General features: G+C 41.5%; 27 protein-coding genes and 2 pseudogenes. All 29 read left to right on the top strand.

From position 1 onward, the window contains the following. The first annotated feature begins 62 nt into the window (after window positions 1-62). Window positions 63-2,099, top strand: a complete 2,037-nt coding sequence (locus tag ACN6MW_RS11770) for a DEAD/DEAH box helicase (protein WP_419875580.1) — start codon at window positions 63-65, stop codon at window positions 2,097-2,099. Further along, a complete protein-coding gene (locus ACN6MW_RS11765) occupies window positions 2,096-2,992 on the top strand; it encodes a ComF family protein (protein ID WP_419875579.1) in 897 nt (298 codons plus the stop codon). The genes ACN6MW_RS11770 and ACN6MW_RS11765 overlap by 4 nt, the downstream gene beginning before the upstream one ends. 114 nt (window positions 2,993-3,106) lie before the next feature. Further along, window positions 3,107-3,523: a TIGR03826 family flagellar region protein gene (locus tag ACN6MW_RS11760; RefSeq protein WP_419875578.1), complete on the top strand. Its 417-nt coding sequence runs from the start codon at window positions 3,107-3,109 to the stop codon at window positions 3,521-3,523. A gap of 107 nt (window positions 3,524-3,630) precedes the next feature. Continuing rightward, entirely contained in the window at window positions 3,631-3,897 is a 267-nt protein-coding gene (flgM, locus tag ACN6MW_RS11755) for a flagellar biosynthesis anti-sigma factor FlgM (RefSeq protein ID WP_419875577.1), read from the top strand. 8 nt (window positions 3,898-3,905) lie between these two features. Then, entirely contained in the window at window positions 3,906-4,409 is a 504-nt protein-coding gene (locus tag ACN6MW_RS11750; protein ID WP_419875576.1) for a flagellar protein FlgN, read from the top strand. A gap of 19 nt (window positions 4,410-4,428) precedes the next feature. After that, window positions 4,429-5,988, top strand: a complete 1,560-nt coding sequence (flgK, locus tag ACN6MW_RS11745) for a flagellar hook-associated protein FlgK (protein WP_419875575.1) — start codon at window positions 4,429-4,431, stop codon at window positions 5,986-5,988. A gap of 27 nt (window positions 5,989-6,015) precedes the next feature. Next, window positions 6,016-6,975, top strand: a complete 960-nt coding sequence (gene flgL, locus ACN6MW_RS11740; protein ID WP_419875574.1) for a flagellar hook-associated protein FlgL — start codon at window positions 6,016-6,018, stop codon at window positions 6,973-6,975. Between the two features lie 12 nt (window positions 6,976-6,987). Further along, entirely contained in the window at window positions 6,988-7,554 is a 567-nt protein-coding gene (locus tag ACN6MW_RS11735; RefSeq protein WP_419875573.1) for a DUF6470 family protein, read from the top strand. 111 nt (window positions 7,555-7,665) lie between these two features. Then, a complete protein-coding gene (gene fliW / locus ACN6MW_RS11730; protein WP_419875572.1) occupies window positions 7,666-8,058 on the top strand; it encodes a flagellar assembly protein FliW in 393 nt (130 codons plus the stop codon). Between the two features lie 12 nt (window positions 8,059-8,070). After that, window positions 8,071-8,295, top strand: coding sequence for a carbon storage regulator CsrA (csrA, locus tag ACN6MW_RS11725; RefSeq protein ID WP_364151659.1), 225 nt, complete (start codon window positions 8,071-8,073; stop codon window positions 8,293-8,295). A gap of 144 nt (window positions 8,296-8,439) precedes the next feature. Next, complete coding sequence (locus ACN6MW_RS11720) at window positions 8,440-10,236, top strand: flagellin (RefSeq protein WP_419875571.1); 1,797 nt, start codon at window positions 8,440-8,442, stop codon at window positions 10,234-10,236. A gap of 634 nt (window positions 10,237-10,870) precedes the next feature. After that, window positions 10,871-11,749: a DUF2920 family protein gene (locus ACN6MW_RS11715; protein ID WP_419875570.1), complete on the top strand. Its 879-nt coding sequence runs from the start codon at window positions 10,871-10,873 to the stop codon at window positions 11,747-11,749. Window positions 11,750-12,283: 534 nt separating this feature from the next. Beyond that, complete coding sequence (locus ACN6MW_RS11710; protein WP_419875569.1) at window positions 12,284-12,889, top strand: hypothetical protein; 606 nt, start codon at window positions 12,284-12,286, stop codon at window positions 12,887-12,889. Beyond that, on the top strand, window positions 12,876-14,744 hold the full coding sequence (locus ACN6MW_RS11705; protein WP_419875568.1) for a motility associated factor glycosyltransferase family protein: 1,869 nt from the start codon (window positions 12,876-12,878) through the stop codon (window positions 14,742-14,744). Before ACN6MW_RS11710 ends, ACN6MW_RS11705 begins: the two co-directional genes overlap by 14 nt. Before the next feature lie 306 nt (window positions 14,745-15,050). Then, a complete protein-coding gene (locus tag ACN6MW_RS11700) occupies window positions 15,051-16,100 on the top strand; it encodes a nucleotidyltransferase family protein (RefSeq protein ID WP_419875567.1) in 1,050 nt (349 codons plus the stop codon). Further along, window positions 16,097-16,786 (top strand): cytidylyltransferase domain-containing protein, encoded by a 690-nt coding sequence (locus ACN6MW_RS11695; RefSeq protein ID WP_419875566.1) that lies wholly within the window; start codon window positions 16,097-16,099, stop codon window positions 16,784-16,786. The genes ACN6MW_RS11700 and ACN6MW_RS11695 overlap by 4 nt, the downstream gene beginning before the upstream one ends. A gap of 14 nt (window positions 16,787-16,800) precedes the next feature. Further along, on the top strand, window positions 16,801-17,811 hold the full coding sequence (locus ACN6MW_RS11690) for an NAD-dependent 4,6-dehydratase LegB (RefSeq protein WP_419875565.1): 1,011 nt from the start codon (window positions 16,801-16,803) through the stop codon (window positions 17,809-17,811). Next, window positions 17,808-19,007 (top strand): LegC family aminotransferase, encoded by a 1,200-nt coding sequence (locus tag ACN6MW_RS11685; protein ID WP_419875564.1) that lies wholly within the window; start codon window positions 17,808-17,810, stop codon window positions 19,005-19,007. The genes ACN6MW_RS11690 and ACN6MW_RS11685 overlap by 4 nt, the downstream gene beginning before the upstream one ends. Continuing rightward, window positions 19,004-19,708 carry a class I SAM-dependent methyltransferase gene (locus ACN6MW_RS11680; protein ID WP_419875563.1) on the top strand — a complete coding sequence of 235 codons (705 nt, stop codon included), beginning with the start codon at window positions 19,004-19,006 and terminating at the stop codon, window positions 19,706-19,708. The genes ACN6MW_RS11685 and ACN6MW_RS11680 overlap by 4 nt, the downstream gene beginning before the upstream one ends. A gap of 20 nt (window positions 19,709-19,728) precedes the next feature. Further along, a complete protein-coding gene (locus ACN6MW_RS11675) occupies window positions 19,729-20,412 on the top strand; it encodes a class I SAM-dependent methyltransferase (RefSeq protein ID WP_419875562.1) in 684 nt (227 codons plus the stop codon). Between the two features lie 12 nt (window positions 20,413-20,424). Further along, the gene (locus tag ACN6MW_RS11670; protein ID WP_419875561.1) at window positions 20,425-21,318 is read left to right on the top strand and encodes an ATP-grasp domain-containing protein; all 894 of its coding nucleotides are present in this window, start codon (window positions 20,425-20,427) and stop codon (window positions 21,316-21,318) included. Then, a complete protein-coding gene (locus tag ACN6MW_RS11665) occupies window positions 21,299-21,940 on the top strand; it encodes an HAD family hydrolase (protein WP_419875560.1) in 642 nt (213 codons plus the stop codon). The genes ACN6MW_RS11670 and ACN6MW_RS11665 overlap by 20 nt, the downstream gene beginning before the upstream one ends. Beyond that, window positions 21,937-23,097 carry a UDP-N-acetylglucosamine 2-epimerase gene (gene neuC / locus ACN6MW_RS11660; protein WP_419875559.1) on the top strand — a complete coding sequence of 387 codons (1,161 nt, stop codon included), beginning with the start codon at window positions 21,937-21,939 and terminating at the stop codon, window positions 23,095-23,097. Before ACN6MW_RS11665 ends, neuC begins: the two co-directional genes overlap by 4 nt. Before the next feature lie 2 nt (window positions 23,098-23,099). Further along, the gene (locus tag ACN6MW_RS11655) at window positions 23,100-23,771 is read left to right on the top strand and encodes a PIG-L deacetylase family protein (RefSeq protein WP_419875558.1); all 672 of its coding nucleotides are present in this window, start codon (window positions 23,100-23,102) and stop codon (window positions 23,769-23,771) included. A gap of 1 nt (window position 23,772) precedes the next feature. After that, window positions 23,773-24,849: an N-acetylneuraminate synthase gene (gene neuB / locus ACN6MW_RS11650; protein WP_419875557.1), complete on the top strand. Its 1,077-nt coding sequence runs from the start codon at window positions 23,773-23,775 to the stop codon at window positions 24,847-24,849. A 44-nt stretch (window positions 24,850-24,893) separates the two neighbouring features. Beyond that, entirely contained in the window at window positions 24,894-25,493 is a 600-nt protein-coding gene (locus ACN6MW_RS11645) for an acetyltransferase (protein WP_419875556.1), read from the top strand. 38 nt (window positions 25,494-25,531) lie between these two features. Beyond that, a pseudogene (locus ACN6MW_RS11640) lies at window positions 25,532-25,621 on the top strand (flagellin); the annotation flags it as partial. Between the two features lie 309 nt (window positions 25,622-25,930). After that, complete coding sequence (locus tag ACN6MW_RS11635; RefSeq protein WP_419875555.1) at window positions 25,931-26,224, top strand: hypothetical protein; 294 nt, start codon at window positions 25,931-25,933, stop codon at window positions 26,222-26,224. A 149-nt stretch (window positions 26,225-26,373) separates the two neighbouring features. Then, window positions 26,374-26,840 (top strand): annotated as a pseudogene (locus ACN6MW_RS11630) (flagellin); the annotation flags it as partial. Window positions 26,841-26,853 lie beyond the last annotated feature (13 nt).

Raw genomic sequence — 26,853 nt, 5'->3', positions numbered from 1 at the left:
TAAACGTTTTGCTTAAAAATGAATCGGCTCCGGATGATGAAAAAAATAGAGGGGGAAGAAAAATGAGGGCTCAGGTATATGTCGTACGGGTGCGCGGTTACTGGCAGGCACGGGCGACTATTCAAGCGTTAGTGGACAAGCATTTCTGGATGAACGGCGATTTCGGAGAAGCGGGCTTTTTGAATGAGGAATCAGCGGATACAGGCTGGCTGCTGAACGAAGCGCTTCCGCTTGGCGATGCTTGCCTTACGGTGGAGCTTTGGGAAGCGGCGATGGGGCGAAAACGCGGGAAAAAAGTACGTGTCGAACGGTACATAAACGATGAGGAAAAACCAGACAGCGGGCTTGAGGCATTGGAGGTGCTTGCCGCATGTGCGAATGAGGCAAAGCGTATTGCGCAAAATGAAGCAAGGACAACGGGTTCCGGCCCATGGTGGCGGCTGGGAAGCGGGAAGGAGCGGAAAACCTCGCGGAGGATAGAGGGGTTGCTGCGCTTGGCTGAGCCGTGGGTGAGGACAAAGGGACGGGTTGAACGAGCAGCGGAGCTGGGAGAAATTGCGGAGGGGGCGAAGCGTGCCGCGGATATGCTGCAGGGACGTGCGCTATTGCGAAGCGAGGCGCACGCCCTGCTCTTCGGCGCAGGCATGCCCGGTGCCGCGGCTGGCTGGAGCGAAATGCTGCAGCTTGCCGCGCTGCTCGGGCGGGTGCGCCTGAGCGGATCGATCGCCGCCGGAGACGGCGGGCGGGCGGACGCACGGGGGCGCCGGGGGCGCGAGCGCAGCTGTCTGCGCTGCGGGAGCGGCGAGGCGTTCATGCATCGCACGGCATGCGCTGCGTGCGGGCGGCTCTGCGCCTACTGCACGGCGTGCATTGGAATGGGGCGGAGCCGGGAATGCGAGCTGCTTGTTACAGGGCAGCGTTCTGGTCTCGCCGGCGCAGCGAAGGGGGTTGTTTTGCCTGCCGGCGAGCTGCGGCTTGAAAGGTGGCAGCTTAGTCCTGCTCAGACGGCAGCCGCGGCAAAAGCGCTGCGTTTTCTGGAGGAGCCGCATACGGAGCAAATACGCCTGACAAAAGCCAAAACCGGAGGGGCGAGAGAATTTCTCCTATGGGCGGTTACGGGAGCGGGCAAGACGGAAATGATTTTTCCGCTGGTGGAATCCGTTCTGCTGCGGGGCGGAAAAGCGCTCATTGCCACGCCGCGGCGCGATGTCGTCATCGAGCTTGACCCGCGGATCCGCAAAGCGTTTCCGTGCGCTTCGGTCGTTACTTTATACGGAGGGAGCGAGCAGCGCTGGGAAAACGGCGACATTACGCTGGCTACCACGCATCAGCTGCTGCGTTTCTATCAAGGCTTTGATCTCGTCGTGGTCGATGAGCTTGATGCGTTTCCTTTCGCTGGCGATCCGCTCCTTCATTTCGCCGCCGACAAAAGCTGTGCGCCGGGCGCGGCTCGCCTATTATTATCGGCTACGCCGCCAAGCGATTTGCAGCGGGCGGCCAAACGCGGCCGGCTTCCGCATGCAAGGGTGCCCGTGCGCTATCACCGTCATCCTCTTCCGGTTCCGAGGCTTATTCAAACGCCGGCGGTGAAGCAACTGCTGCAGCAGCGCAAGCTTCCATCGAAGCTGCTGGCGGCCATGAGAGCCTCGCTTGATCGCGGCGCCCAGCTGTTTGTGTTCGTGCAGCAGATTGCGTTCACGGAGCCCATGGCAGCCCTGCTCCGCATCGCTCTATCTCATGCAGCTGTTGCTGCAACCTCCTCGCAGGATGCGGACCGATCGGACAAGGTGCAGCATTTTCGGTCGAGGGAGATTCGGGTGCTTGTCACGACCACCATTTTGGAGAGAGGGGTGACGATCCCGAAAAGCGATGTTTACATCCTGGATGCGGATGGACGGCTCTTCGACGAGGCCTCTCTGGTGCAGATGGCAGGAAGGGCGGGCAGATCGGCGGAGGATCCGTTCGGTCAGGTCTATTTCTGCAGCCGGGAACGCAATCGTGCGCAGCTGCAAGCCGTCCATCACATCCAAACCATGAACCGCATGGCTCGCAAGCAGGGCTATCTGCTCCCCGCCACCGAAGGAGGCTCGCCCCTATGACCGTCTCGCCCCAAGAATGGCTCCGGCGGCTGCAATCCGCCTTCGCCGGAGCCGCGCAGCTGCTCGCGCCGCGGACCGCCGCATGCCTGCTATGCGGCAAACCGCAAACCGGCGCCCGCAGCGCGGACAGCCGAAGCCCCGCGAAGCTGACGCCCCAGCTTCGGCAATCCCTTTGCGGAGCGTGCCTCTCCGCAATACCATGGCTTACCCGCATCGCCTGTTCCGGATGCGGGCGCGGCATCGCCTGCGAGGACTGCATACGCAGTCCGCATCGCGCATTTGTATGCAACCGCAGCGCGGTTCACTATAATCCAACGATGCGAGCGATGCTCGCTTCGTACAAATACCGCGGCAACGAGCAGCTTGCGCCATTGCTCGGCGACATGCTGTTCCCCGCTTTCGAGGCATTGACAGCGGAAGTTGTTCAGCGGACTAACGTGCCTGGCAACCGGAATTCCAGCACGAAAATAACGATGGACGATTACTGGGATGCCGTAACCTATGTACCTGTCAGCGCGGAACGCGAGGCGGATCGGGGCTTTAATCAGGCGGAGCAGCTCGCGGGCCGGGTAGCGCAGCGCTACCAATTTCCGGTCAGGCAGCTGCTCGTCCGTTCCCGGCATTCCGAGAAACAAAGCTTTAAAACACGCTCCGAGCGGTTTCGAGATACGAGGACTCTTTTTGACGTTAACGCCAATGAGCTTCGGCGGCTCTATGCCACTCATACGGTTAATGCTGCCGGCAAAGCAAAGCCAAAACGCGAGAGCGTTCGTATTCTTCTGGTCGATGATATTTACACGACCGGGAGCACGGCCGAAGCCTGCTCGCAAGTCTTGCAAAAGCATGCGGAGCGTCCGCTAGAGATCTACCTTTTAACCTGGGCCCGCTCTTAATCTTTTAACTGCCCGAAGGCATGCAAATAGATTCATAGTGAAAAAGTTAACGCTTTCGATTAGAATGAAAGGAATAGATGAACCGTTTACACAATAAAAGGAGGGCTCAGAGCGATGAACTTGGATAATTGTCCTCGCTGCGGTAAGCTTTTTGCCAAAAACTTTCGAGACGTATGCCAGACGTGCATGCGGGATATTGATAAAGAATACGAACTTTGCGCAAACTATTTGCGTGAATTCAAGGGCTCGATTATTACAGAGGTTGCAGATGCTACAGGCGTTTCGATCAAGCAAATTACGAAATTCATTCGCGAGGGCCGCATCTCCATCATGAATGCTCCTAATATGTCTTATCCTTGTGAATCCTGCGGCACGCTTATTCGCGAGTCTCATATTTGCGACACCTGCCGTCAACGGATTGAGAAGGACAAGAAGCAGATGTTCCAAGATATGGCGAAGAAGGAAGAGCTAAAGAGTTCAAATAATCAATCCGGTATATACAAAGGTCTGAACCGATACAAAGATAAATGAATTTTTTCTAATATTTTCTTGACTATAAAATTTCACTTGACTGAAGCCGATAATACTCGTAAAGGTAATCGGCTTTTTTAGTTATTGTAGATAATGAGGTGGATAAAATGAAAATAAACGAGACGAATCGAATCAGTGCGGTTAATCCCTATCAGAAGCAAAAGGATGCGCGGGTAACCGGAGCAGAAAAGGCAAAGCAGAAGGACGAGGTCCAAATCTCTGCGGCTGCCAAAGAACTGCTGACGACTAGCAAGGCAAGCGGAGCGGACAGAACAAAACACATCGAAGAGCTCAAAAATGCGGTGGCATCGGGCACCTATCATGTGGAAGCCGGCAAGATCGCTGAAAAGCTGCTTCCCTACCTAAAGGAGTAGTGCTCTAAATGAATGAGTATATCGAGCAAATTCTTGTGATTTTGCAAGAGATATTAGACGAGCATCGGCAGCTGATTGAATACGGAAATGCGAAGACAGCGGCTATTACAGCTAACAACGTGGAGTCGCTGTCCTATATTTCAAACAAAGAGAAGAAGAGCCTTCAGCGGATTTTGGAGCTTGAGCAGCAGCGGATCTTCTTGATCGGAAAATATATGCTGGATCAGAAGCTGACTGCTCATCGCTCATTCAAAATGGAGAAGCTGATTCAAGCTGTATACCATGCGAATGAAAAGCAGCAGCTTCAAGCCGTATGGCAGGAGCTGTCGGCGGCGCTTAAGAAGCTTCAAGACATCAATGAATTCAACCAGCAGCTCGTTAGAATGAATTTGGAGCATTTGCATTTCACGCAGGATTTGCTGCTCGGACCGACGGAGGAAGAAGCGACCTACCATCGTGCTGTTCAAGGTATGGCCTACAATCGTAATGGCCGCTTTAATATGAGAACGTAAGAAGAGAGGACAACAGACGATGGCATCGACTTTTCATGGCTTAGAGACGGCAAGGCGGAGTTTGTTTACGACGCAATCGGCTTTGAATACGACCGGACATAACATTGCGAATGCCAATACGGTAGGCTACTCTCGCCAAATTGTGAATATGACGGCCTCCAGGCCGATAGACGCGGTGGGCTTCTCCAAATCTACTGCAGCCGGCCAGCTCGGAACGGGCGTTGAAGCAAGCTCCATCACACGGGTAAGAGAAAAGTTCCTGGATAATCAATTTCGTAATGAAAATAAATCATACGGTAATTTTTCTGTCCAACTAGATACTCTTGAAAAGTTGGAAGGAATCGTAAATGAGCCAAGCGATACAGGTTTAAGGACGGTTATCTCGAACTTTTGGAACTCTTGGTCTGACTTAAGCAAAAACCCTGAAAACGCCGACGGACGGAAAGTTGTAATGGAACAAACGTTGGCGATGGTTGATGCATTTAACTATACGGCAAGACAGTTAGGCGATTTAAAGACGGACTTAACAGAGAATGTTGAAACCAATATAAATACTTTGAATTCCATTACAACAAGCATAGCGCAGCTAAACGGAGAGATTCGACGAATCGAAGGTTTGGGTGATAACGCAAATGATTTGCGAGATCAACGGGATTTGCTCACGGATCAGCTTTCGGGATTAGTCAATATCCGTGTAGAAGACCAAGCCAACGGCTATAGAATTACAATGGGCGGTACCGAGCTTGTCCAAGGAACCGCGACGTCTGCTTTAGATATGACGGCAATCAATCAAGCGGTTACTTCAGGGGATCTCAATAGCGGCACCATATACGGGACCATTCATTCAAGAGACCAATTCGTCGATGGCTACATTGGCGAGCTGAATAAGCTCGTAGAAACAATGGCCAATGGCGAGTTTGAAGTCACGCTTCCTAAAGGCTCTGTTTTACCGGAAGGCACGGTTTTGAATAATGTTACTTATACAGGAACGAGCCGTACGCTGGCGGAAGATACGACGGTTACGGTAAAAGGCCTGAATGGTTTGCATCAGCTTGGTTATTCATTGGCAGGAGAAGATGCAGGCGTGCCGTTCTTTACAGATAGCGCGGGCGGAATTACCGGTTTGACTGCAGGGAGTATTACTCTCAACCCGGCTATTATTGCAAATAGTAATTTGATTGCATCTTCGATGCGAGTGGTTACGAATACGGACGGTTCGGAGTCGGTGATTAGCGGAAATAACTCCTTAGCAGTGCTTTTTTCGCAAATGAGAGATACCCGCTTTGATTTTGATGCAGGCACGGGAGAGAACAAAAATACGGTGGATGCCTATTTCCGTTCTGTCGTCGGACAAATCGGCGTTCAAGCTGCAGAAGCTACGAGAATGCAATCCAATCAGCAAATTATCGTCGAGCAAGTAGAATCACGCAGGCAATCGGTAAGCGGGGTTTCGCTTGATGAGGAAATGTCGAATATGATTAAGTATCAGCATGCTTATAATGCAGCGGCGCGGAATATGACGATGATTGATGAGATTTTAGATAAAGTGATTAACGGAATGGGCCGGGTAGGCCTTTAATCATTAACAACTTGGAGGTGATATGTTATGTCGCTGCGCGTTACACAATCAATGATGAATTCACAGCTATTGCGTAATGTATCCAACAATATGGGCCGGATGAATAACCTGCAAAACCAGCTCTCAACGGGTATGAAAATCAATAAACCATCGGATGATCCGGTGGGCATTACATTCTCCTTGCGTTACCGCAGTGAAATCGATTCCAACGATCAATACACGGAAAACGTAGACTCCGCGTTATCGATGCTTCAATACACGGATACAACAATCGGCCAAGCCGGTGATATTATGCAGCGTTTTCGGGAATTGATGGTTCTGGGTTCTAACGGTACGAATGAGCAAACCAGCTTGGATGCCATTAAAACCGAGGTATCACAGTTATACAATCAAATGATTGAGATCGGCAACAGCCAGTTTAACGGCAAGCAGGTTTTTAACGGTGAGATGACGGGAACTAAGCCCTATTCAGCGATGACGCTTGAAGAAGCAGTTGATCCGCTTGCCGATCCTCCTCAGTTGAAAGCCTACAACAATGCTTCGGATACGGGTGCAATTAAGTTTGAGCTTGCACCGGGGATGACGCTTGCTACAAATATCACGGGAAATGAAGTATTCGGAAATCCCGTGTCATCGAATTCGGATACGAGCAGTGATAATGTATTCCAGCTTTTACACCGTGCTTATGATATGTTAGCAACCGCAGATCAGGAAGGCCTCACTAAGCTAATTGGACAAGTCGATACAAGAATGAATACGATGCTAACCAAACGCGCTGAAATCGGCGCAAGGATAAATCGCGTTGAAATTATTGAAAACAGGCTAAAGGATGCAGACATCAACTTGCAGACTGTAAAGTCAAAGGTAGAGGATGCGGATATCGCCGAGGTCATTACTAACCTAAAGGCGGAGGAAAACGTGTACCAAGCTTCGTTGTCCGTAGGAGCGCAGCTCATCCGTCCAAGTCTGGTTGACTTCTTAAGATAAGGATGTGCTTAAATGCAAATTCCTCAAATCCAAATTCGTCAAACGCCAGCAATATTGTCCATTGACGCTGACAACGGTAAGCAGTCATTGGAGCAACCTCAAGCTACTGTAGAGATGGAACAGGTGCGGCCGGAACAGCATTTTACGACTACTAGAAGCCGACTTGAAATCAATCAGGACCGTGCTTGGGATGCTTTAGGGCTTGGCGGGAATTTGGAAACAATGAGCAAAATATATTCAATGGCATCGGACATGGCTCTTCGAGGACTTGCTCGCATTGTAGAGCAAGGAAATCGTATGGCAGACATTCATTTGGGTGGCAACCCGATCGCGGAGATGGCTCGAGATTGGCAGCGTACATTCCCGGAATTTGATTTCAACGGAGAGGCTTCTTACGATAACGTTGATGTTTCTTACACACCTGCCGAGGTATCGATTGAGACAACACCGGGAAAAGTCGAGTTGAATGTTCAAGTAAATCGGCCTATTCATCAATATGAGCGAGGCAAGTTAGACATTTATATGAGTCAATATCCGAAGGTGGAGATCATTCCTCCCCAGATTGACCAGTTGATATAATCTATGCGTTTATTCATTTGAAACTATAGACCAGCAGCGTAACTGCAAGCAGTTGCGGGGTCTATAGTTTTATTTATAAATATAGGGAATCATATAGAGGAGGGTAATAAATTGAGCGAGAATACGTCAGTTATTTTTTTTGAACAAGGCATACCTGGATTTGAGCATCTCCATCAGTTTATGATTTCTGATTTAGAGGCGGAACTTCCAATTAAGCTGATGCAGGCGGTAGACGATCAAGAGGTTTCCTTACTGATCGTGAGCCCCTTTTTCTTTTATCCGGAATATGAATGGGAGCTATCCGAGTCGGCAAAGCAGGAATTGAAGATCCAGTCCGAACGGGATGTTGAAATTTGGTCAATTCTTACGATTCCAACTGAACCGACACAGGCGACAATAAACTTAATGGCTCCTTTGGTATTGAATCCAAACCAAAAGACGGGAAAGCAGCTTATCCTTCATGATAGCAATTACAGCTCTCGAGCGCCGCTTAATCGAATATAAGGAGGAACGTCCATGCTCGTTTTATCTCGCAAAAGCAATGAGTCCATTATTATTGGAGGCAATATAGAGATTGTAGTATTAGGCGTGGAAGGCGATAATGTCAAATTGGGCATACGGGCTCCGAAGGAAGTAGATATATACCGCAAAGAAATTTATTTAACGATTCAGGCACAAAATCTTGCTGCGAGCAAACATTCATTAGGACTGGATGAAGTATCAAAATTATTCAAAAAATAATTATATATTTATGTAAAAATGCTATTAAATAAATAAATGAATTGTCGATATATATATAGTAGCACGGGAGACAGGGCGGCCGACCTGTAACCGTAAGCTTCCGCAAGGATGCGGATACTCGAAAATTTCAAGGAGGAAATTACAATGCGTATTAATCACAATATCGCGGCTTTGAACACTCACCGTCAACTAGGTGCTAACAGTGCAGCAACTAGCAAAAACATCGAAAAACTATCTTCAGGTCTTCGCATCAACCGTGCTGGTGATGATGCAGCAGGTCTTGCAATCTCCGAAAAAATGCGTGGTCAAATCCGCGGTTTGGACATGGCTGCTAAGAACTCTCAAGATGGTATCTCTTTGATTCAAACAGCTGAGGGAGCTTTGAACGAAACTCACAGCATCTTGCAACGTATGCGTGAGCTTGCTGCTCAATCAGCTAACGGAACAAACACTGATGCTGACCGTGGCGCTCTTCAAGACGAGATGAACCAATTGACTTCCGAGATCAACCGTATAGGTAACACTACTGAGTTCAATACTCAAAAGTTGCTTCAAGGTGATGGCAAAGTTAGCCTTGATAAAACGGGATTAACTTCAGCTGTAACTGCTTCAGGGACAACTACTAATACCCAGGCTTTACAAACAACAGATTTTAACACTTTAGCTTCAGGTGATAAAGGGAAATCTGTAACGTTTACAATAAATGGTCAATCAATCAAAGTAAACTTAGTACAAGATACAACGATTGCAGGGAATTCCGGTACTGCTGTTGATACAGCGAATGCAACAGCGAATGAAATTACCATTAAGTTTAATGGTACTTCACTTACATCTTCGGGTACTTTTAGTACAGCGATGTCATCTGCTGTGAATACTGTAATTGGAAAAAACACTGAATTAGCAGGAAACTTCAGTTCAACTCTTTCAGGTAGCGTATTAAAAATATCCGCGACGGCAACAGGTAATGCTCAAGGTTCTGCTGGTAATATGGCGGCAGTCACTTTCTCATCAGCTTTAACCTCTGCTGCAACTGGTGGTGCAGCAGTTGTTGGTACGACAGCTCATACTCAAGAAGTAGAAACTATTGACTTCTCTAGTTTAGATACTACGGGTACTTCGGCTGCTAACAATACTGCAACGGATAGTGCAATTAAAGCTCTAGTAGGTAAAGGTATGACCATCGCCGGACAACAAATCGAATTTTACAATGCTAATGATGGTGAGTATAAAGGTAGTGCTATTGGTGTCAATATTAGTACAGCTCTTGCCAATCCGGAATCAGCTAACTTAGATAAAGTAAAAGAACTTGTTAAAAGCATTGCAACTCAAATCGGTTCAGATATTCCTGGTGTTACAATAGCTCAGCACACTACACCTGCATCTGGAACAAAATTAACTATCACAGATGCTACCTATATTGGCAAGGCTGGTAAAGGGACAATTGATATTACTGATGGTGGTATTCAAAAAGAGTTCAAAACATCCTTCCAGATTGGCGCTAACACTGGCCAATCCATGAGCCTTGAAGTAAATGATATGCGTTCTAAAGCTCTTGGTATCACTGGTAAAGCTGGAGATGCAGGCTTCACAAAAACAAATAGTGTAACTAATGGAACAAACGACGTTAAAGGTGAAGCTGCTCTGAACATCTCCAACAAAGAAGATGCTGCTAAAGCAATCGCAGTTCTTGACAAAGCAACTGCTTCCGTATCCAGCGAGCGTTCCAAGCTAGGGGCAGTTCAAAACCGTCTTGAGCACACAATCAACAACTTGGGAACTGCTTCCGAGAACTTGACTGCTGCTGAATCCCGTATCCGTGACGTTGATATGGCGAAAGAAATGATGGAGCAAACGAAGAACAACATCCTTGCTCAAGCTGCACAAGCTATGCTTGCACAAGCTAACCAACAACCACAAGGCGTTCTGCAATTGCTTCGTTAATATTAGTAATAAAAAGAGAGACCTTAGATTATCTAGGGTCTCTTTTTTTATAGGCTCTGTTAAACTGTGTTGTTGATTTTTTATTGGAGTAACGGGGGGTTAACGCAATAGATAATTGTTCATTTACGATACGGTTCGCCGCAAATTAGCCTGCAACCACGCTGAGTTGTTGGCTAATTTTATATTTAAAAATACATTGATTTATATTAGCCAAATAGTATTTCAATAGATATATACTTTTTGACAAATAAAATAATAGTAGTAGAACGGCTGTGTGGACTTCTGAACGGTTTTGATAGGAGTACGGGAATGCCCTGGGGGGGATTCAAACATGCCTTAGAAGGATGTCTAGGAGTTCTGATGTCGTTATGTAGTTAGTGGTGGGTGTGGTCTTCATCAGAATGAAGTTGTTTGAATGGTGAAAGGGTCATAGCACTTCCACCGCTCGACTATTAGTGAAATTTGAAGCGATATATGATCTGTCCGAATTTACTTCAACGTTTAATATTCTCATAATACCAATTTCTTTAATGCGATATTTTATATAGTTAGTGTAAAAGTGGTATTATTGTTACTGGGTACCGTTTCATAAGTAAATGAGGTATTAATAATTTTAATTCAAGGAGAACTGAGAATGTCAGAACAACATAGTGTTAATATCCCAGCACATCATAACATATACACAGGTACTTCTAATCGAGAACTACGAATTGATTTTTCTACTCCACAAAATGGAGTTAATGAGTATACAGGATTGCTTATTTTTGTCCCGGGGTTTGGTGGTAATATTGATTCTACAGTTTATAAAAAAATGAGAGAAGTATTTGCGGACAAATACAATATGGTAACAATTCAGTGTAATTATTTTGGTAGTTCATATATGCAATCAGCCAATCAATTCCGTTTAAGAGATTCACGAATTTTACAAATAAATCTAACAGCAGATGAATTGAATAAAGTAAATAAAGATTCTTCTATTCTACTAAGTATATTGTCTGAAAAAAACATCTCACTTCCTGTGATTGCTAATATGGATGAAAGTGTAGAAGAGTTTAATGATATGAGCTATATGCAAGCAATAGATATCATTACTGCAATAGAGATAGTTAAAATTATTCTAAATGATAATAATTTTATATATAATTCTAGTAGGCTTATTGGATATGGACATTCTCATGGAGCGTATTTATTGCACTTAAGCAATAGGTTAGCACCTAATTTGTTTTCATTTATAGTAGATAACTCTGCGTGGATAGAGCCAGTATATTTAGCTAATAGAATTTTGTATCAAAATATAGGAAATTCAACTCTTGCTATCGAATTTGATTATTTAGCGAAAAAAATAATAAAAAATAAACATGATTTAAACTTAGAGACATTGTATAAAGATTATGATGGAGATACACAGGTTTTATCTTTTCAAGGAGATAATGATAATTTAGTTAACCACGTAGAAAAGAAACGTATAGTCGAGACTATCAATAATTCGGATTTTATTCTTGTTAAAAAATAAAATGTAGATAATATAAAATATAAATCGAATAGTCATGGTTTAAATGCAGATTTTTTAGAGCTTTTTTCCTTTGCATTGGAATTAGAACGACCAACAAAAGAAATCGTAAAAAAAGATTTAAAACATATGGTACACTTTGGAAGTGTGAGTATAGAAGTGGATTCTACGCTTGGATTACCAGTATTTAATTTCAATTTTATTGAATAGAATCGTCAACAACTGTTAAAATGAGTTTACACAAAATTATTTATAGACCCTTTTCCATCGCTCAAAGAGACACTATTACTAATATATTTTTTTGGTCAAACAGAACTTTGTGTTAAGATACATTACGGTGAACCGTACCATAAATCACATGTCAGGTCATTAAGCTAACGGTGAACGATAGTTCAGAATGAACCGCCAAATTGGGCGGTTTTTCTTTTGGTCGAAAATCAACAAGCAAGGATAACAGAGCCTTTTTATAAGAACTAATGAATTCCTGTTCAAATGTCGATAATAGAAATAAATAATTAATTAACTGGGGGTTACTTTGTGTTAGTTACTATTCTAGATCATTCTTTTACATATCACAATGAAATCAGCTCAATTGAACCGTGTTTAGTCCAAATTGAAGAGATTCTAAACGCGAATGATGTAAGTCTGGTTTTGATGGAAATTAACGGTGTGGAAGTGTATGAAGGTTTTCAAGCGTTCTTAATTGAACATATACAAGAGATCGAGCACGTACATATTAAGGTCCAGACCGAAAAACAGATGATGGAAACATTGGTTATTACCATGAAGCAATATCTTGAAGACGCGCTTCCTGAAGTAAAGAAGTTGGGAGATGAGTTTTATCAAGGCGCATCCAAGACAAGTTGGGATAAGTTAACGCAACTATTAGAAGGAACAGCTTGGATTGTACAAAGTGTACAAAAGATCCAAACTGAGGAACAGTTTCAAAATTGTGAGGCATATATAGAGACGTCAAGATCACTTCACGCGGAGCTCTCTAATTTGGAAGAGGCATTGAAGAATGAGGATTTAGTGTTAACAGGTGACATACTTAAGTATGAAATCGTTTCGATTTTTGAGCAATTGCTGCAAACTGTAACCCATACAATTGATAACGAGGTAAAGAGTCATGATCTTAGCTGATAATGTTCTGTTTCTGAAGAATAGGTTCGCCCAAGTTTGGAGTCAATTAGAAACGTTAAAGGAACAAACCGTGGATGCCGCGTATGAGATTCTTCCTTCCAAAAGCGCCGAGCCTACCGTAGTTATAGAAAACCAGGGAAAATCATTATACTTACACAGTAAATATAACCCGATCGAGGAAGCCAGACAATTCATTCAACAGTTCGACAATATAGAACAGTATAAGCATATTCTTTTTTACGGTACAGGTCTAGGTTACCATATTGAAGCGTTGATTAATAAATATCCGGGAATCCCTTTTACGATATATGAACCAGTCCCTAAATTATTTGAAGAGTTTCTTTCTCGGATTTCACTTCCGAAGCTTCCAGCTCAGTGTAGGCATATCATTTTGGAAACAAGCATAGCACAAGGGCTAAATTCTTTGCACCAATTTGTCGAAGGAATGCATGAGGAACTGTTGTTCCTTCAATTGCCTAGTTACGAGAAAGCATTTCCCGATAAATTTAAATACTTCTCAGAAGTATTTAAAGAGTTGATCTCTCAGAAAAAAAGTTCTCTTCAAGTAAACATAAGCTATGAAAAACGATGGATATTCAACAGTTTGATTAATTTGGAAGAAACAATAAAAACGCCTAACGTCTTAATTGAGAAGCGAGATGTGTTCAAAGGGAAGCCAGTTATTTTAGTTGCAGCAGGACCATCGTTGCAAGATGAAATTGAACATCTGAAATATATAAAAGAAAACGGATTGGCGTACATATTCTCTGTGGGGACATCGATCAATGCATTGCTTGCGCACGGCATTCATCCTGATGCTGCTTGTACGTATGACCCAAGCGAACTGAATCAGAAAGTATTTGAAAAGTTAAATGAACTTGAGATTACGGACATTCCTCTTATTTTTGGTAGCAGTGTAGGGTTCGAAGTGTTGAAGTATTATAATGGGCCTAAACTGCACATGTTAACGAGTCAAGACCCTGTAGCGCAATTTTATCTCGAAGCTATTACCAAGCAACCACTAGAAGTCGTGAATGATGCGAGTACCATTTCAGTCATTGCTTTACAATTGCTGTATGCGTTGCAGTCAAATTTAGTTATTCTAGTGGCACAAAACTTGGCTTTTAGAAATAACATGCTCTATTCAAGCGAAGCGCTAGTCATCCGAGAACAGGCGGACGTACTGCCTTCAGATCGTAAAGATATGGTTCTAGTTGAAAGCGTGGACGGTGAACGAATTGAATCTAAAAAAAGCTATCTGAGCATGAAGCAACAGATTGAGACTGTTTTACAAGCACGTCCTACTATGCAGGTCATCAATACAACGCAAGGCGGAGCCAAGATCGAGCATACTTCGTTTATGTCGCTCGAAGAAGTGATACGAACTAAGTTGAATGGACGTGTTGTAGATCCAAAGTGGTTCGTTCATAATGATAATATCTACAACTTGGCATATGCCAAAAAGCAAGCCATTGAGATGAAGAAGCATTATGAAGAGCTTCGCAATAGCTATAATCAATCCACAAACTTTTTTAACGAAATGAACCGTTTTAAAGAGCACAAAGATAAACCTCGTTTAGGTCAGTTATTCCCTAAGTTTGATAAATTATTTATGAAAATCCAAGTGAACCAGTTTTATACGACCTTTCTTAAGCCAATGAATCGGGTTCAAGAAGAATTATTGATGAAGAATATAGGGAAAATTAAGTTTGAAAAGGATAATATGGTCAAAGCGGACTTAATTACGCAGCATTTTGGTAAGTTTATTTATGGGTGTCAGGTTGATATGAGAACGATAACCCCTGTATTCGAAGCAATTCAAGATTTACTAATCAGGCCACATCCAACGGAGTGATCTCATGACTAAAAAGTTCGACAGGGCTATAGGTCAAAGCCTTTGTACTTTATAATTATTTAAAAGCTGTGATGTGGTTCTCACCTCGCGGCTTTTATTGCCTTTCTTATTTCTATTATTCACCTGATACCTATGTAGGTATTAATGTGAAAGGCACTTTAAATGTCGTTCGAGCTGCTAGATAGCTGCTTGCTCCGAAATATATGGATGTTGTGCTAGGAAAGAAAGTGAATCAATCTGTGAAAAAGGGAACGCCTTTTTCGTTAGAGTTATTAGGGTAATCTAATAGAGAGTAGTGAGTCAACAATGGATTGGAAAAAAATAGTTGTATCCCTCGAAACTATAATTGTAAAAGTCCTAGAGGTAATTGATTCGTCTGCCATGCAGATTGCTCTGGTCGTAGATAGCCAATACAAATTAGTTGGAACTGTTACAGATGGCGATATTAGACGGGCTATCTTAAGAGGAGTATCCTTGCAAGAGCCAGTCGGTTTAATAATGAACCGGAATCCGATCTGTTTAACCGAGAACTATTCACAAGAACAAGCAATGAAAGTCATGAGACAAAAAGCCATTCGGCATTTGCCTATCGTGGATAACGAAGGAAGAATTGTTCATTTAGAAACGTTAAAGCATATTCTGGAACCTGATCCGATGGAGAATTGGGTTGTACTAATGGCCGGAGGGTTAGGAACAAGGTTAAGACCGCTAACGGAGGATTGTCCCAAACCGCTGCTGAAAATTGGCGGCAAGCCATTGCTTGAAACAATAATTGAAAATTTTAAAAGCTATGGATTCAAGAAATTTTATCTTTCAGTCAATTTTAAAGCGGAAATGATAGAAGATTATTTCGGAGACGGATCACAGTGGGGCGTCGATATTCGATATATTCGAGAAGATCAGCGTATGGGTACGGCAGGAGCGCTATCATTGTTACCTTCGTTACCTAAGTCTCCGCTAGTCATTATGAATGGTGATTTATTAACTAAAACAAACTTTAAACATCTAGTTGACTTTCACATTAAAGAGAAAACCGCAGCAACGATGTGTGTCAGAGAATATGAATATCAGGTGCCTTATGGAGTAGTTGAAGTGAGCAGCAATAATAGATTTGTAAACATTGCAGAGAAGCCAATCCAACAGTTCTATGTCAACGCAGGCATTTATGTATTGAATCCAAATGTAATCGAATACATACCGCGAAATACTTATTATGATATGCCTTCATTGTTTGCCTCATTATTAGAGCATGAGATCGAGGCAACTATTTATCCTATTCGAGAATACTGGTTGGATATTGGGCGAATAGATGACTTTCAAAAGGCCAATAACGAATACGGAGGGGTCTTTGAATGATTCACAATAAAAAAATTTTGGCTCTCATTCCAGCAAGAGGTGGATCGAAGGGGATTCCAAGGAAAAATATTCGTGTCGTTCAAGACAAACCGTTAATTGCGTGGACCATAGATGAGGCTAGAAAATCAAAATATATAGATAGAGTTGTTTTATCCTCAGAAGATGAAGAAATAATAAAGGTAGCAGCTGAGTGGGGCTGTGATATTCCGTTTGTAAGACCTCTACATTTGGCGGAAGATGATACACCAGGAATCGACCCGGTTTTGCATGCAATGGATCAATTACCGGAGTATGATTTTGTTGTTCTACTTCAACCTACGTCACCGCTTAGAAGTGTAGAGGATATAGACGGTGCAATTGAGTATTGTTTCAGTAAAAAAGCGCTTTGCTGTGTATCAGTTTGCGAGTCGAGTGAGACTCCTTACTGGATGTACAAAGTAATTGACGGAAATCTACAACCGTTAATTAGTAACAATGAAATTAAGTATGTAAGAAGACAAGATTTGCCGCCAATATATATTCTAAACGGGGCTATCTATATTGCTGATTGCAACTGGCTTAAAGAGAGTAAATCATTTCTTGCCGACGAGTCGATTGCATATGTAATGGATTCTACACGCTCTCTGGATATCGATAACGAGATTGACTTTGTATTACTTGAACATTATTTGAGTTTACGAAGTTAAATGGAGGGAATGAAATGGATTTAGCCAATAAAAAGATACTTGTAACAGGCGCGGATGGCTTTATCGGCTCACATTTAACCGAAGAATTGATCCGAAGAGGTCATGATGTCCGTGCTTTTGTATATTATAATTCTTTTAACTCGTGGGGGTGGTTAGATCAAGCTCCACAAGATATAAAAGAGAGTCTGGACGTCTTCTCAGGAGATATTCGTGACCCTTATGGCGTAAGAGCTGCCATGAAGAGTTGTGATGTTGTTTTGCATCTCGCGGCCTTAATAGCAATCCCTTATTCATATCATTCACCCGATACGTATATTGACACGAATGTGAAGGGGACATTAAACATCGTACAAGCAGCTCGTGAATTAGGAGTTCAAAAGGTTGTCCATACTTCAACGAGCGAGGTTTATGGAACAGCTCAGTTCGTGCCCATCACTGAAGAGCATCCACTACGAGGGCAATCTCCTTATTCAGCCTCCAAAATTGGCGCAGATCAGATTGCAATGTCGTTCTATGATTCGTTTAGCGTGCCTGTTTCCATTATTAGACCCTTCAACACTTACGGTCCTCGTCAATCTGCTCGTGCTGTAATCCCTACTATTATTACGCAAATTGCAAATGGGTTAACGAACATTAAACTGGGTGCTCTGAATACGACGCGGGACTTTAACTTTGTAAAAGATACTGTCGATGGTTTTATCTCTGTCGCACAATCAGACCAGTCGATCGGCGAGATAATTAATATCGGCAGTAATTATGAAATTTCAATCGGTGATACGGTTGATTTAATTGCTGAAGTCATGAATGCAAAAGTGAAGGTCGATACCGACGAGATGCGCATTCGTCCGGAAAAGAGTGAGGTCGAACGACTTTGGGCGGAAAATGCTAAAGCTAAACGGATATTAGGCTGGAAACCGAAGTATGGTGGGCGTGAAGGGTTTAAAAGAGGTTTAATGGAGACTGTGGAGTGGTTTACAAACCCTCACAATCTTTCGACTTATAAAGCGGATCGGTACAATATATGAGAGATTCAGATGAATTAGACAAATTAGTGAAAGTAATTGCATCGGCTTTACCTGATGATCAAAAATTTATAGCTTTGCATGAGCCTCATTTTAGTGGAAACGAATGGGAATATGTAAAAGAATGCTTGGATACAGGCTGGGTCTCCTCTGTCGGTAAATTCGTTGATAGATTTGAACATGACTTAGCGGAATATACGGGTGTTAATCATGCGATTGCTGTTGTTAATGGGACAGCGGCCTTACATATTTGTCTGAAACTAGCTGGCGTAGAACAGAATGATGAAGTTCTCATACCTTCTTTAACATTTATAGCGACGGCGAACGCAGTCTCCTATTGCGGCGCGATTCCGCACTTTGTCGATAGTGAAATGAGAACGTTGGGGATTGACCCGCTAAAGTTAAGTGACTATTTAAAGGATATTGCGGAGATTAAGCAAGGTGATTGTTATAATAAAATAACGGGTCGTCGCATTAGAGCGGTCGTACCAATGCATACTTTTGGCCATCCTGTGGATCTAGATCCACTAATGGAACTATGTGCTAGTTATCATATAGAACTTATAGAAGACGCAGCCGAATCCCTAGGTTCCTATTACAAGGGTAAACATACAGGCAATTTTGGAAAAGTATCCGCTTTAAGCTTTAATGGAAATAAAGTTATTACTACTGGCGGCGGTGGTGCCATTTTAACGAATAATGAATCGTTGGCAAAGCTTGCTAAGCATGTAACAACTACAGCTAAAGTTCCTCATAAATGGGCATTTAATCATGATCAAATCGGCTTTAACTATCGACTCCCTAATATCAATGCAGCTTTGGGTTGCGCTCAGTTGGAACAGCTCGATCATTTCTTGATTAAAAAACGAGCATTAGCTGATTCTTATCGGAAAGTTATTGCAGAAATCGATTGTGCTTCTTTCATGGTGGAACCTGAATTTGCGAAAAGTAATTATTGGCTAAATACGATAGTATTAAATAGTCCTGATGAAATGAAACGCGAATATTTACTAGAGAAATTGAATAATCAAGGAATTATGTCAAGACCAGTATGGACCTTAATGCACAAATTGCCAATTTTCACCAAATTTCCGAGGATGGAATTAACTGTTGTAGAAAATCTCGAAATGCAATTGATTAATATACCAAGCAGTGTCATGTTAGGTATGACTCGTGTTAACGCGGAGGGATTGGAATGAAACAGGAAGATTTATTAAAAAGTGCTTGGGAGCAATCTTATTTTAATAGAGATAATTATGTGTTTTATCCACATGAAGAAGTAATTAGATTTACTTCAAAATATGTTAGAAAAAGAATTGGATTAAAAGAATTTTTAGATGTCAATTCTTATGATGCGACTCCAAAAGTATTGGATTTAGGTTGTGGTATTGGTAGGCACATTGTCTATTTCTGTGAAATGAAATTAGAACCATATGGAGTGGATTTGTCTGAAAATGCTGTGAAATATGCCATTCAATGGGCTAAAGAGAATGGTTTAAGTGCAGCTGAAGAAAGAATTGTACAAGGTGATGTTACTCAATTACCCTGGCAGGAACAATATTTTGATTTTATGGTTAGTCACGGTGTGCTTGATAGTATGTCATTTGAAACTGCACGATTAGCTATTAAGGAAGCACATAGAGTGTTAAAAAAGGATGGCCTATTTTACTGTGATCTAGTATCAGGTGATGATAGTATCCATTTTCGAGAATTTAATGGTGAGGAAATTGTAGCAACGAAACATGAACAAGGGACTATACAATCGTATTTTAATTTTGAAAAGATAAATGAATTAATAGACGTTTTTTTTGAAATCAAAGAAGCTAAACTGATTTCGCATGAAAATTGTATTTCAAATGGATATTATAAAAGGTATCATGTCGTGCTTCAAAAAAAATGATAGGAGTTGAAACCAGAAGTATGATTTCGAAGGAACAAAGTAAAACCCAATTTGAAAAATATGCGTCTCGCCAAAGTATGGCAAGATTTATAGCTAGGTATGAGCTTTTTAAGATGCAAAGTACAATCAAAGGAAACATAGTTGAATGCGGTGTTCATCATGGTTCGGGCTTGATGGCATGGGCAAAATTATCTGCAGCGCTAGAACCATATGCGCTAGATAGACGCATAATAGGGTTTGATACTTTTGAAGGATTTGCTGATATATCAGATGAGGATAAAAATAGTTTGGAGAGTAATAAAAATGAAAATATTAAGGTTGGCGGATTCTCGACTGGTTATGATGTATATACAGAATTGACAGAGTTGATAAATGAATTTGATGAAAATCGCTATTTAAATCAATTCCAAAAGGTTTTCATGATTAAGGGTGACGCAACAAAAACGATTCCACAATTTTTAGACGAAAATTCACACTTGTTAATCAGTTTATTATTCCTTGATTTTGATCTTTATGAGCCAACGAAAGTTGCTCTAGAAAAATTCCTACCTCGAATGCCCAAAGGAGCAGTTTTAGCATTTGATGAAATTAATAATCCTTGGTGGCCAGGCGAGACGCAAGCTATGTTAGAGTTATTGGACTTACGCAAGTATCAAATAAATAGATTTTCTTTCGACCCCAATATAGCATACATTATTCTATAAGGAGTAACGTTAATGAGAGTCTTAACTGAGGCTTCTGGAAGTATGATTTCAGCTTACTTAATTAAGTCCATTCAAGAGGCTGGACAAATAGCAGTTGCATCTGATGTAGATTTAGATTGCTATGCAAAACAAATTGCAAATGAGTTCATTCAAATGCCCCCTAATAAAGATCCTGAGTTATGGGGGAAAATAAAGGATCTTCTGAAAAAAAATAAGATAGATATAGTTATCCCCTCACTGGATGAAACATTATATGGATGGGCATTAAATGCTGAAACGTTTAATCAGGCAGGTGTTAGCATTATTTTATCCGAGAAAGAAACGATACGTATTTTTCAAGATAAATGGTTGACATATATATTTTTTCGAGATAACGAAATACCTTGCCCTAACACAAGTCTAGATCAAGAATTTGAATTGATTAAGCCAAGAAATGGAAGAGGGAGCCAAGGGATATTTAAAACAAAAAGCAAAACAAATATGGATGGTAATATAAGTCAACATTTTGTTGAAGGAACCGAGTATACAATTGATGTTTTTTGTGATAAATATTCAAATCCTGTTTATATAGTACCGAGAAAAAGAAAGCATATTAAAGATGGAAAGTCTACGGCTGGCATTGTCGTTAAACATGAAAATATAGAAAGTTGGGTAAAGCAGATCTGTTCTGCGATTAAATTTAAAGGGCCCATCAACATCCAATGTATAGAGGAAGAAGATGGGGAAATAAAGTTTATTGAAATTAACCCTAGAATTGCTGGGGGAATGGCTCTAGGATTCGCGGCTACTGAGAATTGGATTTCATTAATTATTTCTCATTTTATAAATGGTGACGAAATTTCACCGCAACAAGTTAAATATGGACTGAAAATGAAGAGGTATTACAGTGAAGCTTTCTTCTATTAATATTTCTCAATATGATGTTATTGGATTTGACATGGATGGAACACTTTATAATGAGTTAAATTATATTAGTCAAGTGTATGTACCCATTGCCAAATTAATAGCATCGACTACTTTAATTAATGAGGAAGCAATTTATATTTGGATGAAAAATCGATGGATTGAAAAGGGCAGTTCATATCCTTATATTTTTGAAGAAGTATTGAAAATGTGTAATTCGAACGATTTCCATCTTATCGAAGAGTGTGTAACTATTTTTAGGAATTTCACTCCTACACTTGAATTAATTGATAACGTTCTTCAGTTATTAGAAAGAATTTCAATTGAAAAAAGTATATTTATTGTAACGGATGGGAATCCGTTATTACAAAGAAAGAAATTTTCCTCGTTACAATTACATAGATGGACTTTGATGGAAAACGTAGTTTTTACAGGTGATTTTGATAAAAATCATTTTAAACCTTCGATTTCAGCAGTCAAACATATAAAGTGTTTGCAATCAGAAAAGCCATTGAAGGTCTTATTTTTTGGAGATAGAGAAATCGATAGACAATTTGCAGAAAACGCTGACTTTGACTTTGTTATGGTTGAAAAATTTAATCAATTTTGGGAATGTGACGAATGAAAAAGAGAAAAATAGTAGGTATAACTGGAATTAGATCAGAGTATGACATTATGTCCTCTGTATTTAAAGCAATTACAAACCATCCTTTTTTGGAGTTAGAATTAATTGTAACTGGAGCTCATTTATCGGACTCTTATGGTAATACTGTGAATGAGATTAGCCAAGATAATTTTAAGATTGCAGATCGAATTGAAAGCCTTTTAAATAGTGATCAGAGTTCATCGAGAGTGAAGGGTTTAGGGATACAATTACAAGGCATGATTCAAACCATTACAAGGGTTAATCCGGATTTTTTACTTGTTCTCGGTGACCGAGAAGAGGCAATGTCAACGGCTTTAGTAGGTGCCTATATGAATATTCCTGTTGCTCATATTGCAGGGGGAGACAGGGTCATCGGTAACGTCGATGATCAAATTAGACATGCCGTAACCAAACTTGCACATTTGCACTTTACTACGAATGAAGAAAGTGCGGAGAGAATAATAAAGCTTGGGGAGGAATCATTTAGAATTTTTAATGTTGGAAATCCAGGGCTTGACCGAATCAAATCCGTTCCTTTTCTAACGAAAAAAGAATTGTCAGAAAAAATGGGTTTTCATATAGAAGAAACTGAGCCTGTAGTTGTATTAATTCAGCATGTTATTTCGACTGAGATCGAAGAGGCATACAATCAAATGAAAATAACGATGGAATCAGTTAAAGAGATGGGAATTAAAACGATTATTAGTTATCCTAACTCAGACGCTGGTGGACAACAGATGATAAAAGCAATAAATGAATATAGAAATGAGCCTTTTATTCATGTGAGCAAAAATATTCCTCGGTTGGAGTTTATTAATTTATTAAGACATGCCAGTTGTTTATTAGGGAATTCAAGCGCAGGGATTTTAGAGGCGCCTTATTTAAAGCTTCCTGTAGTAAATGTGGGGAATCGTCAAAAAGGGAGACTTCACGGGGAAAATGTACAGTTTGTAAGACATGATCCAAATGAGATTTGTCAGGCCGTTACAAAAGCGATATTTGATCAGGAATATATCCAAAAAGTGAAGGCCTCTTTTAATCCTTATGGAAACGGCGATAGTTCTGACAAAATAGCAGATGTATTGGCTACAATAGCCATTGACGATAAACTTCTTATAAAGGAGATTACGTATTAATTATGAAGGAAGTTGTCATTGTAGTTGCTCCACATCCCGATGATGAAACTTTAGGGTGTGGTGGAACGTTGTTAAGGCACCTTAAAAATGGTGATGAAATTCATTGGTTGATTATTACTCATATCCATGAGAAGGACGGATTCTCTAGTGAGCGAATTAAAGAAAGAGAAAAAGAAATTGAAGAAGTCACGGCCATGTACAAATTTAGTAGTGTTCACCATTTGAAATTTCCGACAGCGCAATTAGATGCTTTACCATTAGGTAAAATTGTAAGCGCAATCGGGAATGTTTTTAAAGAAGTTCAACCTAAGACTCTCTATATACCTTATCGCGGGGATGTTCATTCCGATCATTCAGTTGTCTTTGATGCAACAGTGGCCTGCACGAAATGGTTCCGCTATCCGAGTATACACAGGGTATTAGTATATGAAACATTATCAGAAACAGATTTTGGAATTAATCCTGATAATAATGGTTTTCTACCTAATGTGTTTGTTAATATCCAAGATGACCTTGATAAAAAGTTAGAAATAATGAATGTGTTTTCAAGTGAACTGGGTGAATTTCCATTTCCAAGGAGTCAAAAAGCTATGCAATCACTAGCTTATTTAAGAGGGGTAGCCGCGGGATTTGAAGCAGCAGAGGCATTTATGTTACTAAGAGAGAGGTTGTAAGATGGCTAAAACGTTTATTATTGCTGAAGCGGGTGTGAACCATAACGGATCCTTGGAAATGGCAGTCCAATTGATTGATGCTGCTGTTGAGGCTGGTACTGATGCAGTAAAATTTCAAACCTTTAAAGCTGACAACTTGGTAACTCGTAATGCAGCAAAGGCAGAGTATCAGAACAAAACCACAGACAGCAATGAAACGCAATATGAAATGATTAAAAAGTTGGAGCTCGATGAAGAAGCCCATCAATACCTGATCAACTATTGCAAAAATAAGGGTATCGAGTTCTTATCTACCCCGTTTGATCATGATAGTGTGGATTTACTTGTACAAACGTTTAATTTATCGCAAATTAAAGTGTCTTCGGGTGATCTTACGAATGCTCCTCTTTTATTACAAATAGCTCAGACAGGTAAGCCCATTATTATTTCTACAGGCATGAGCAATTTGAGTGAAATCGAGCAAGCGCTGAGTGTTTTGGCATTTGGTTATATGAATAACCAGGAACAACCTTCCATTCGTGCGTTTGAGCTCGCATACAGTTCAGAAGCAGGACAATCAGCACTGCGTAAGAACGTAACAATTCTTCATTGTACAACGGAGTATCCAGCTCCCTTTGCTGAAGTAAATCTTAGGGCTATGGATACGTTAAAACAAGCCTTTGGTTTGACTGTTGGATTTTCAGATCATACACCCGGAATTGCAATTCCTGTTGCTGCTGTGGCAAGAGGGGCTATGGTCATAGAGAAACATTTCACGCTTGATCGGACTTTGCCTGGGCCTGATCACAAAGCTTCCTTAGAGCCGAATGAGCTCAAACTGATGGTTCAATCTATTCGGCAAGTTGAAATGGCATTAGGATCAACTATAAAAAGACCTGCAGATTCTGAACATAAAAACATGGAAATCGCTAGAAAAAGCATTCTTGCTTCGAAACCAATTTTTAAAGGGCAAAAGTTTTCGGAAGAGAACTTAATGATTAAACGGCCAGGCGACGGCGTTGCCCCAATACATTATTGGAGTTTACTGGGGAGAGAAGCCGACACAGATTATGAGGCTGCTGAACCGGTGAGATTATGAGGTCCCCTGTCATTGTTCTGGGCGCTGGCGGTCATGCAAAAGTATTGATCGATACGTTACATATCCAATCTATTGAAATTATTGGCATATGCGCTCCGGATGTATCTTTTATACAGAATGTAGACGGTGGTATACAAGTATTAAGTAATGATGCTGACATATTTAAATATGAGCCCGATAAAGTTTTGCTGGTCAATGGGCTTGGATCAGTTAAATCCACAGCAAAAAGAGAAGAGATTTACAAGAAGTTTAAAAGAAAAGGCTATACATTCGCAAATGTAGTTCATCCATCAGCTATTATCAGTCAGGGCGCGAGGCTATTAGAAGGAGCACAAATAATGGCTGGAGCGATCATTCAAACAGATAGTGTGATTGGGGTAAATTCGATCGTGAACACAAAGGTATCTGTTGACCACGATTGTAAGATAGGAGATCACGTACACATTGCACCAGGAGCAACGTTGTCTGGTGGGATCACTGTCGCGGATGGCGTTCATATAGGGACAGGAGCAACAATTATACAGGGCATTCATATTGGAAGAAGCAGTTTGGTCGCAGCAGGTGCTGTTGTAACGAAGGAAGTTAGAGAATTCAGTGTTGTACTGGGTGTTCCAGCAAGGGATGAAAAAAACATAAATAATTGATAGCGGTTATTCCAATATAAAATGAATATATGCTGATATTCCTGAACAACATCCTTGCTCAAGCTGCACAAGCTATGCTTGCACAAGCTAACCAACAACCACAAGGCGTTCTACAATTGCTTGGTTAATCTTAACGAATTACAAGGAGATCCTAGACTATCTAGGGTCTCTTTTGCTTAAGGTGAACTAAAGCAAAATGAAAACATATATCATAGATTTGAACATACATACGTATGATGTTCATCAACAGCTAGGGTTTCTCTTCGGAGAAGCCTTATTTCTGTTTCACCAATCTAAACGAACGGGGTAATGAGTGTGAAAGTGATCTTGACCCATGAGGATCTAAAGTTGCTGAGAGCAGCTAATGAGTTTCCTGAAGTGTTTCTAAGCTACATAGAATGTACGACCTGTACGAAACCTACTCTGGCGGAAAGGCAATGCTGGAGTTCAGCCTAGAAGGACACGATTACCAAGTCTGCCTGGAACCTGGGGACAAGCTTCCGAAGGATCTTCGAAACTTCAGATGGGGTTTTCCCAGATTCTTGCATGTGCTTGACGGTTTGACGTTTAAACTCATCATCAAAATGTTGACGGATATCGCCCATAATACACCTCGACCTATTATTGTTGGGTTTATTGTAACAGGTCGCTACTACGATGTGTCCACTTTTAGTCTAGCTGCAACATCAGTGATGCAATTAACGCAACTGCAAACTGGGATCAAGCGCTAGCAACTGCGGTAGCAGCTCAATTTGGTGAGAAAATAGAAGGAGTAGATACATCATCTGTAGCAGCTTCTGGAAAACTCGCGATTACTGCAAGCACAGCTGGTAAAGCTGGTAATGACATCGCTATTATTGACGGCGGAGTTCAAAAGGAATTCAAAACTTCCTTCCAAATTGGTGCTAATACAGGTCAATCCATGACTCTCGAAGTCAACGACATGCGTTCCAAAGCTCTAGGTATCACAGGCAAAGCTGGCGATGCTGGCTTCACAACAGCTAACTCAGTTACTAATGGTACTGATGACGTGAAAAATGAAGCTGCATTGATATCTCCACTAAAGAAGATGATGCTAAAGCAATCGCAGTTCTTGATAAAGCAACTGCGTCCGTTTCCAGCGAGCGTTCTAAACTAGGTGCTGTACAAAACCGTCTTGAGCACACAATCAACAACTTGGGAACTGCTTCTGAGAACCTAACAGCTGCTGAATCCCGTATCCGTGATGTTGATATGGCGAAAGAAATGATGGAACAAACGAAAAACAACAACCTTGCACAAGCTGCACAAGATATGCTTGCACAAGCTAACCAACAACCGCAAGGCGTTCTTCAATTGCTTCGTTAATCCGCTCTTTAAG

The organism is Pristimantibacillus sp. PTI5, assembly GCF_048572955.1.
In the GTDB taxonomy this organism is placed as follows: domain Bacteria; phylum Bacillota; class Bacilli; order Paenibacillales; family Paenibacillaceae; genus Pristimantibacillus.
This window is presented reverse-complemented; position numbering and strand designations above follow the sequence as displayed.

What these genes read in the sequence shown, in the direction of transcription:
- ACN6MW_RS11770 (WP_419875580.1), top strand. Translation starts at nt 63, where the DNA reads ATGAGGGCTCAGGTATATGTCGTACGGGTGCGCGGTTACTGGCAGGCA.
- ACN6MW_RS11765 (WP_419875579.1), top strand. Translation starts at nt 2,096, where the DNA reads ATGACCGTCTCGCCCCAAGAATGGCTCCGGCGGCTGCAATCCGCCTTC.
- ACN6MW_RS11760 (WP_419875578.1), top strand. Translation starts at nt 3,107, where the DNA reads ATGAACTTGGATAATTGTCCTCGCTGCGGTAAGCTTTTTGCCAAAAAC.
- flgM (WP_419875577.1), top strand. Translation starts at nt 3,631, where the DNA reads ATGAAAATAAACGAGACGAATCGAATCAGTGCGGTTAATCCCTATCAG.
- ACN6MW_RS11750 (WP_419875576.1), top strand. Translation starts at nt 3,906, where the DNA reads ATGAATGAGTATATCGAGCAAATTCTTGTGATTTTGCAAGAGATATTA.
- flgK (WP_419875575.1), top strand. Translation starts at nt 4,429, where the DNA reads ATGGCATCGACTTTTCATGGCTTAGAGACGGCAAGGCGGAGTTTGTTT.
- flgL (WP_419875574.1), top strand. Translation starts at nt 6,016, where the DNA reads ATGTCGCTGCGCGTTACACAATCAATGATGAATTCACAGCTATTGCGT.
- ACN6MW_RS11735 (WP_419875573.1), top strand. Translation starts at nt 6,988, where the DNA reads ATGCAAATTCCTCAAATCCAAATTCGTCAAACGCCAGCAATATTGTCC.
- csrA (WP_364151659.1), top strand. Translation starts at nt 8,071, where the DNA reads ATGCTCGTTTTATCTCGCAAAAGCAATGAGTCCATTATTATTGGAGGC.
- ACN6MW_RS11720 (WP_419875571.1), top strand. Translation starts at nt 8,440, where the DNA reads ATGCGTATTAATCACAATATCGCGGCTTTGAACACTCACCGTCAACTA.
- ACN6MW_RS11715 (WP_419875570.1), top strand. Translation starts at nt 10,871, where the DNA reads ATGTCAGAACAACATAGTGTTAATATCCCAGCACATCATAACATATAC.
- ACN6MW_RS11705 (WP_419875568.1), top strand. Translation starts at nt 12,876, where the DNA reads ATGATCTTAGCTGATAATGTTCTGTTTCTGAAGAATAGGTTCGCCCAA.
- ACN6MW_RS11700 (WP_419875567.1), top strand. Translation starts at nt 15,051, where the DNA reads ATGGATTGGAAAAAAATAGTTGTATCCCTCGAAACTATAATTGTAAAA.
- ACN6MW_RS11695 (WP_419875566.1), top strand. Translation starts at nt 16,097, where the DNA reads ATGATTCACAATAAAAAAATTTTGGCTCTCATTCCAGCAAGAGGTGGA.
- ACN6MW_RS11690 (WP_419875565.1), top strand. Translation starts at nt 16,801, where the DNA reads ATGGATTTAGCCAATAAAAAGATACTTGTAACAGGCGCGGATGGCTTT.
- ACN6MW_RS11685 (WP_419875564.1), top strand. Translation starts at nt 17,808, where the DNA reads ATGAGAGATTCAGATGAATTAGACAAATTAGTGAAAGTAATTGCATCG.
- ACN6MW_RS11680 (WP_419875563.1), top strand. Translation starts at nt 19,004, where the DNA reads ATGAAACAGGAAGATTTATTAAAAAGTGCTTGGGAGCAATCTTATTTT.
- ACN6MW_RS11675 (WP_419875562.1), top strand. Translation starts at nt 19,729, where the DNA reads ATGATTTCGAAGGAACAAAGTAAAACCCAATTTGAAAAATATGCGTCT.
- ACN6MW_RS11670 (WP_419875561.1), top strand. Translation starts at nt 20,425, where the DNA reads ATGAGAGTCTTAACTGAGGCTTCTGGAAGTATGATTTCAGCTTACTTA.
- neuC (WP_419875559.1), top strand. Translation starts at nt 21,937, where the DNA reads ATGAAAAAGAGAAAAATAGTAGGTATAACTGGAATTAGATCAGAGTAT.
- ACN6MW_RS11655 (WP_419875558.1), top strand. Translation starts at nt 23,100, where the DNA reads ATGAAGGAAGTTGTCATTGTAGTTGCTCCACATCCCGATGATGAAACT.
- neuB (WP_419875557.1), top strand. Translation starts at nt 23,773, where the DNA reads ATGGCTAAAACGTTTATTATTGCTGAAGCGGGTGTGAACCATAACGGA.
- ACN6MW_RS11635 (WP_419875555.1), top strand. Translation starts at nt 25,931, where the DNA reads ATGCTGGAGTTCAGCCTAGAAGGACACGATTACCAAGTCTGCCTGGAA.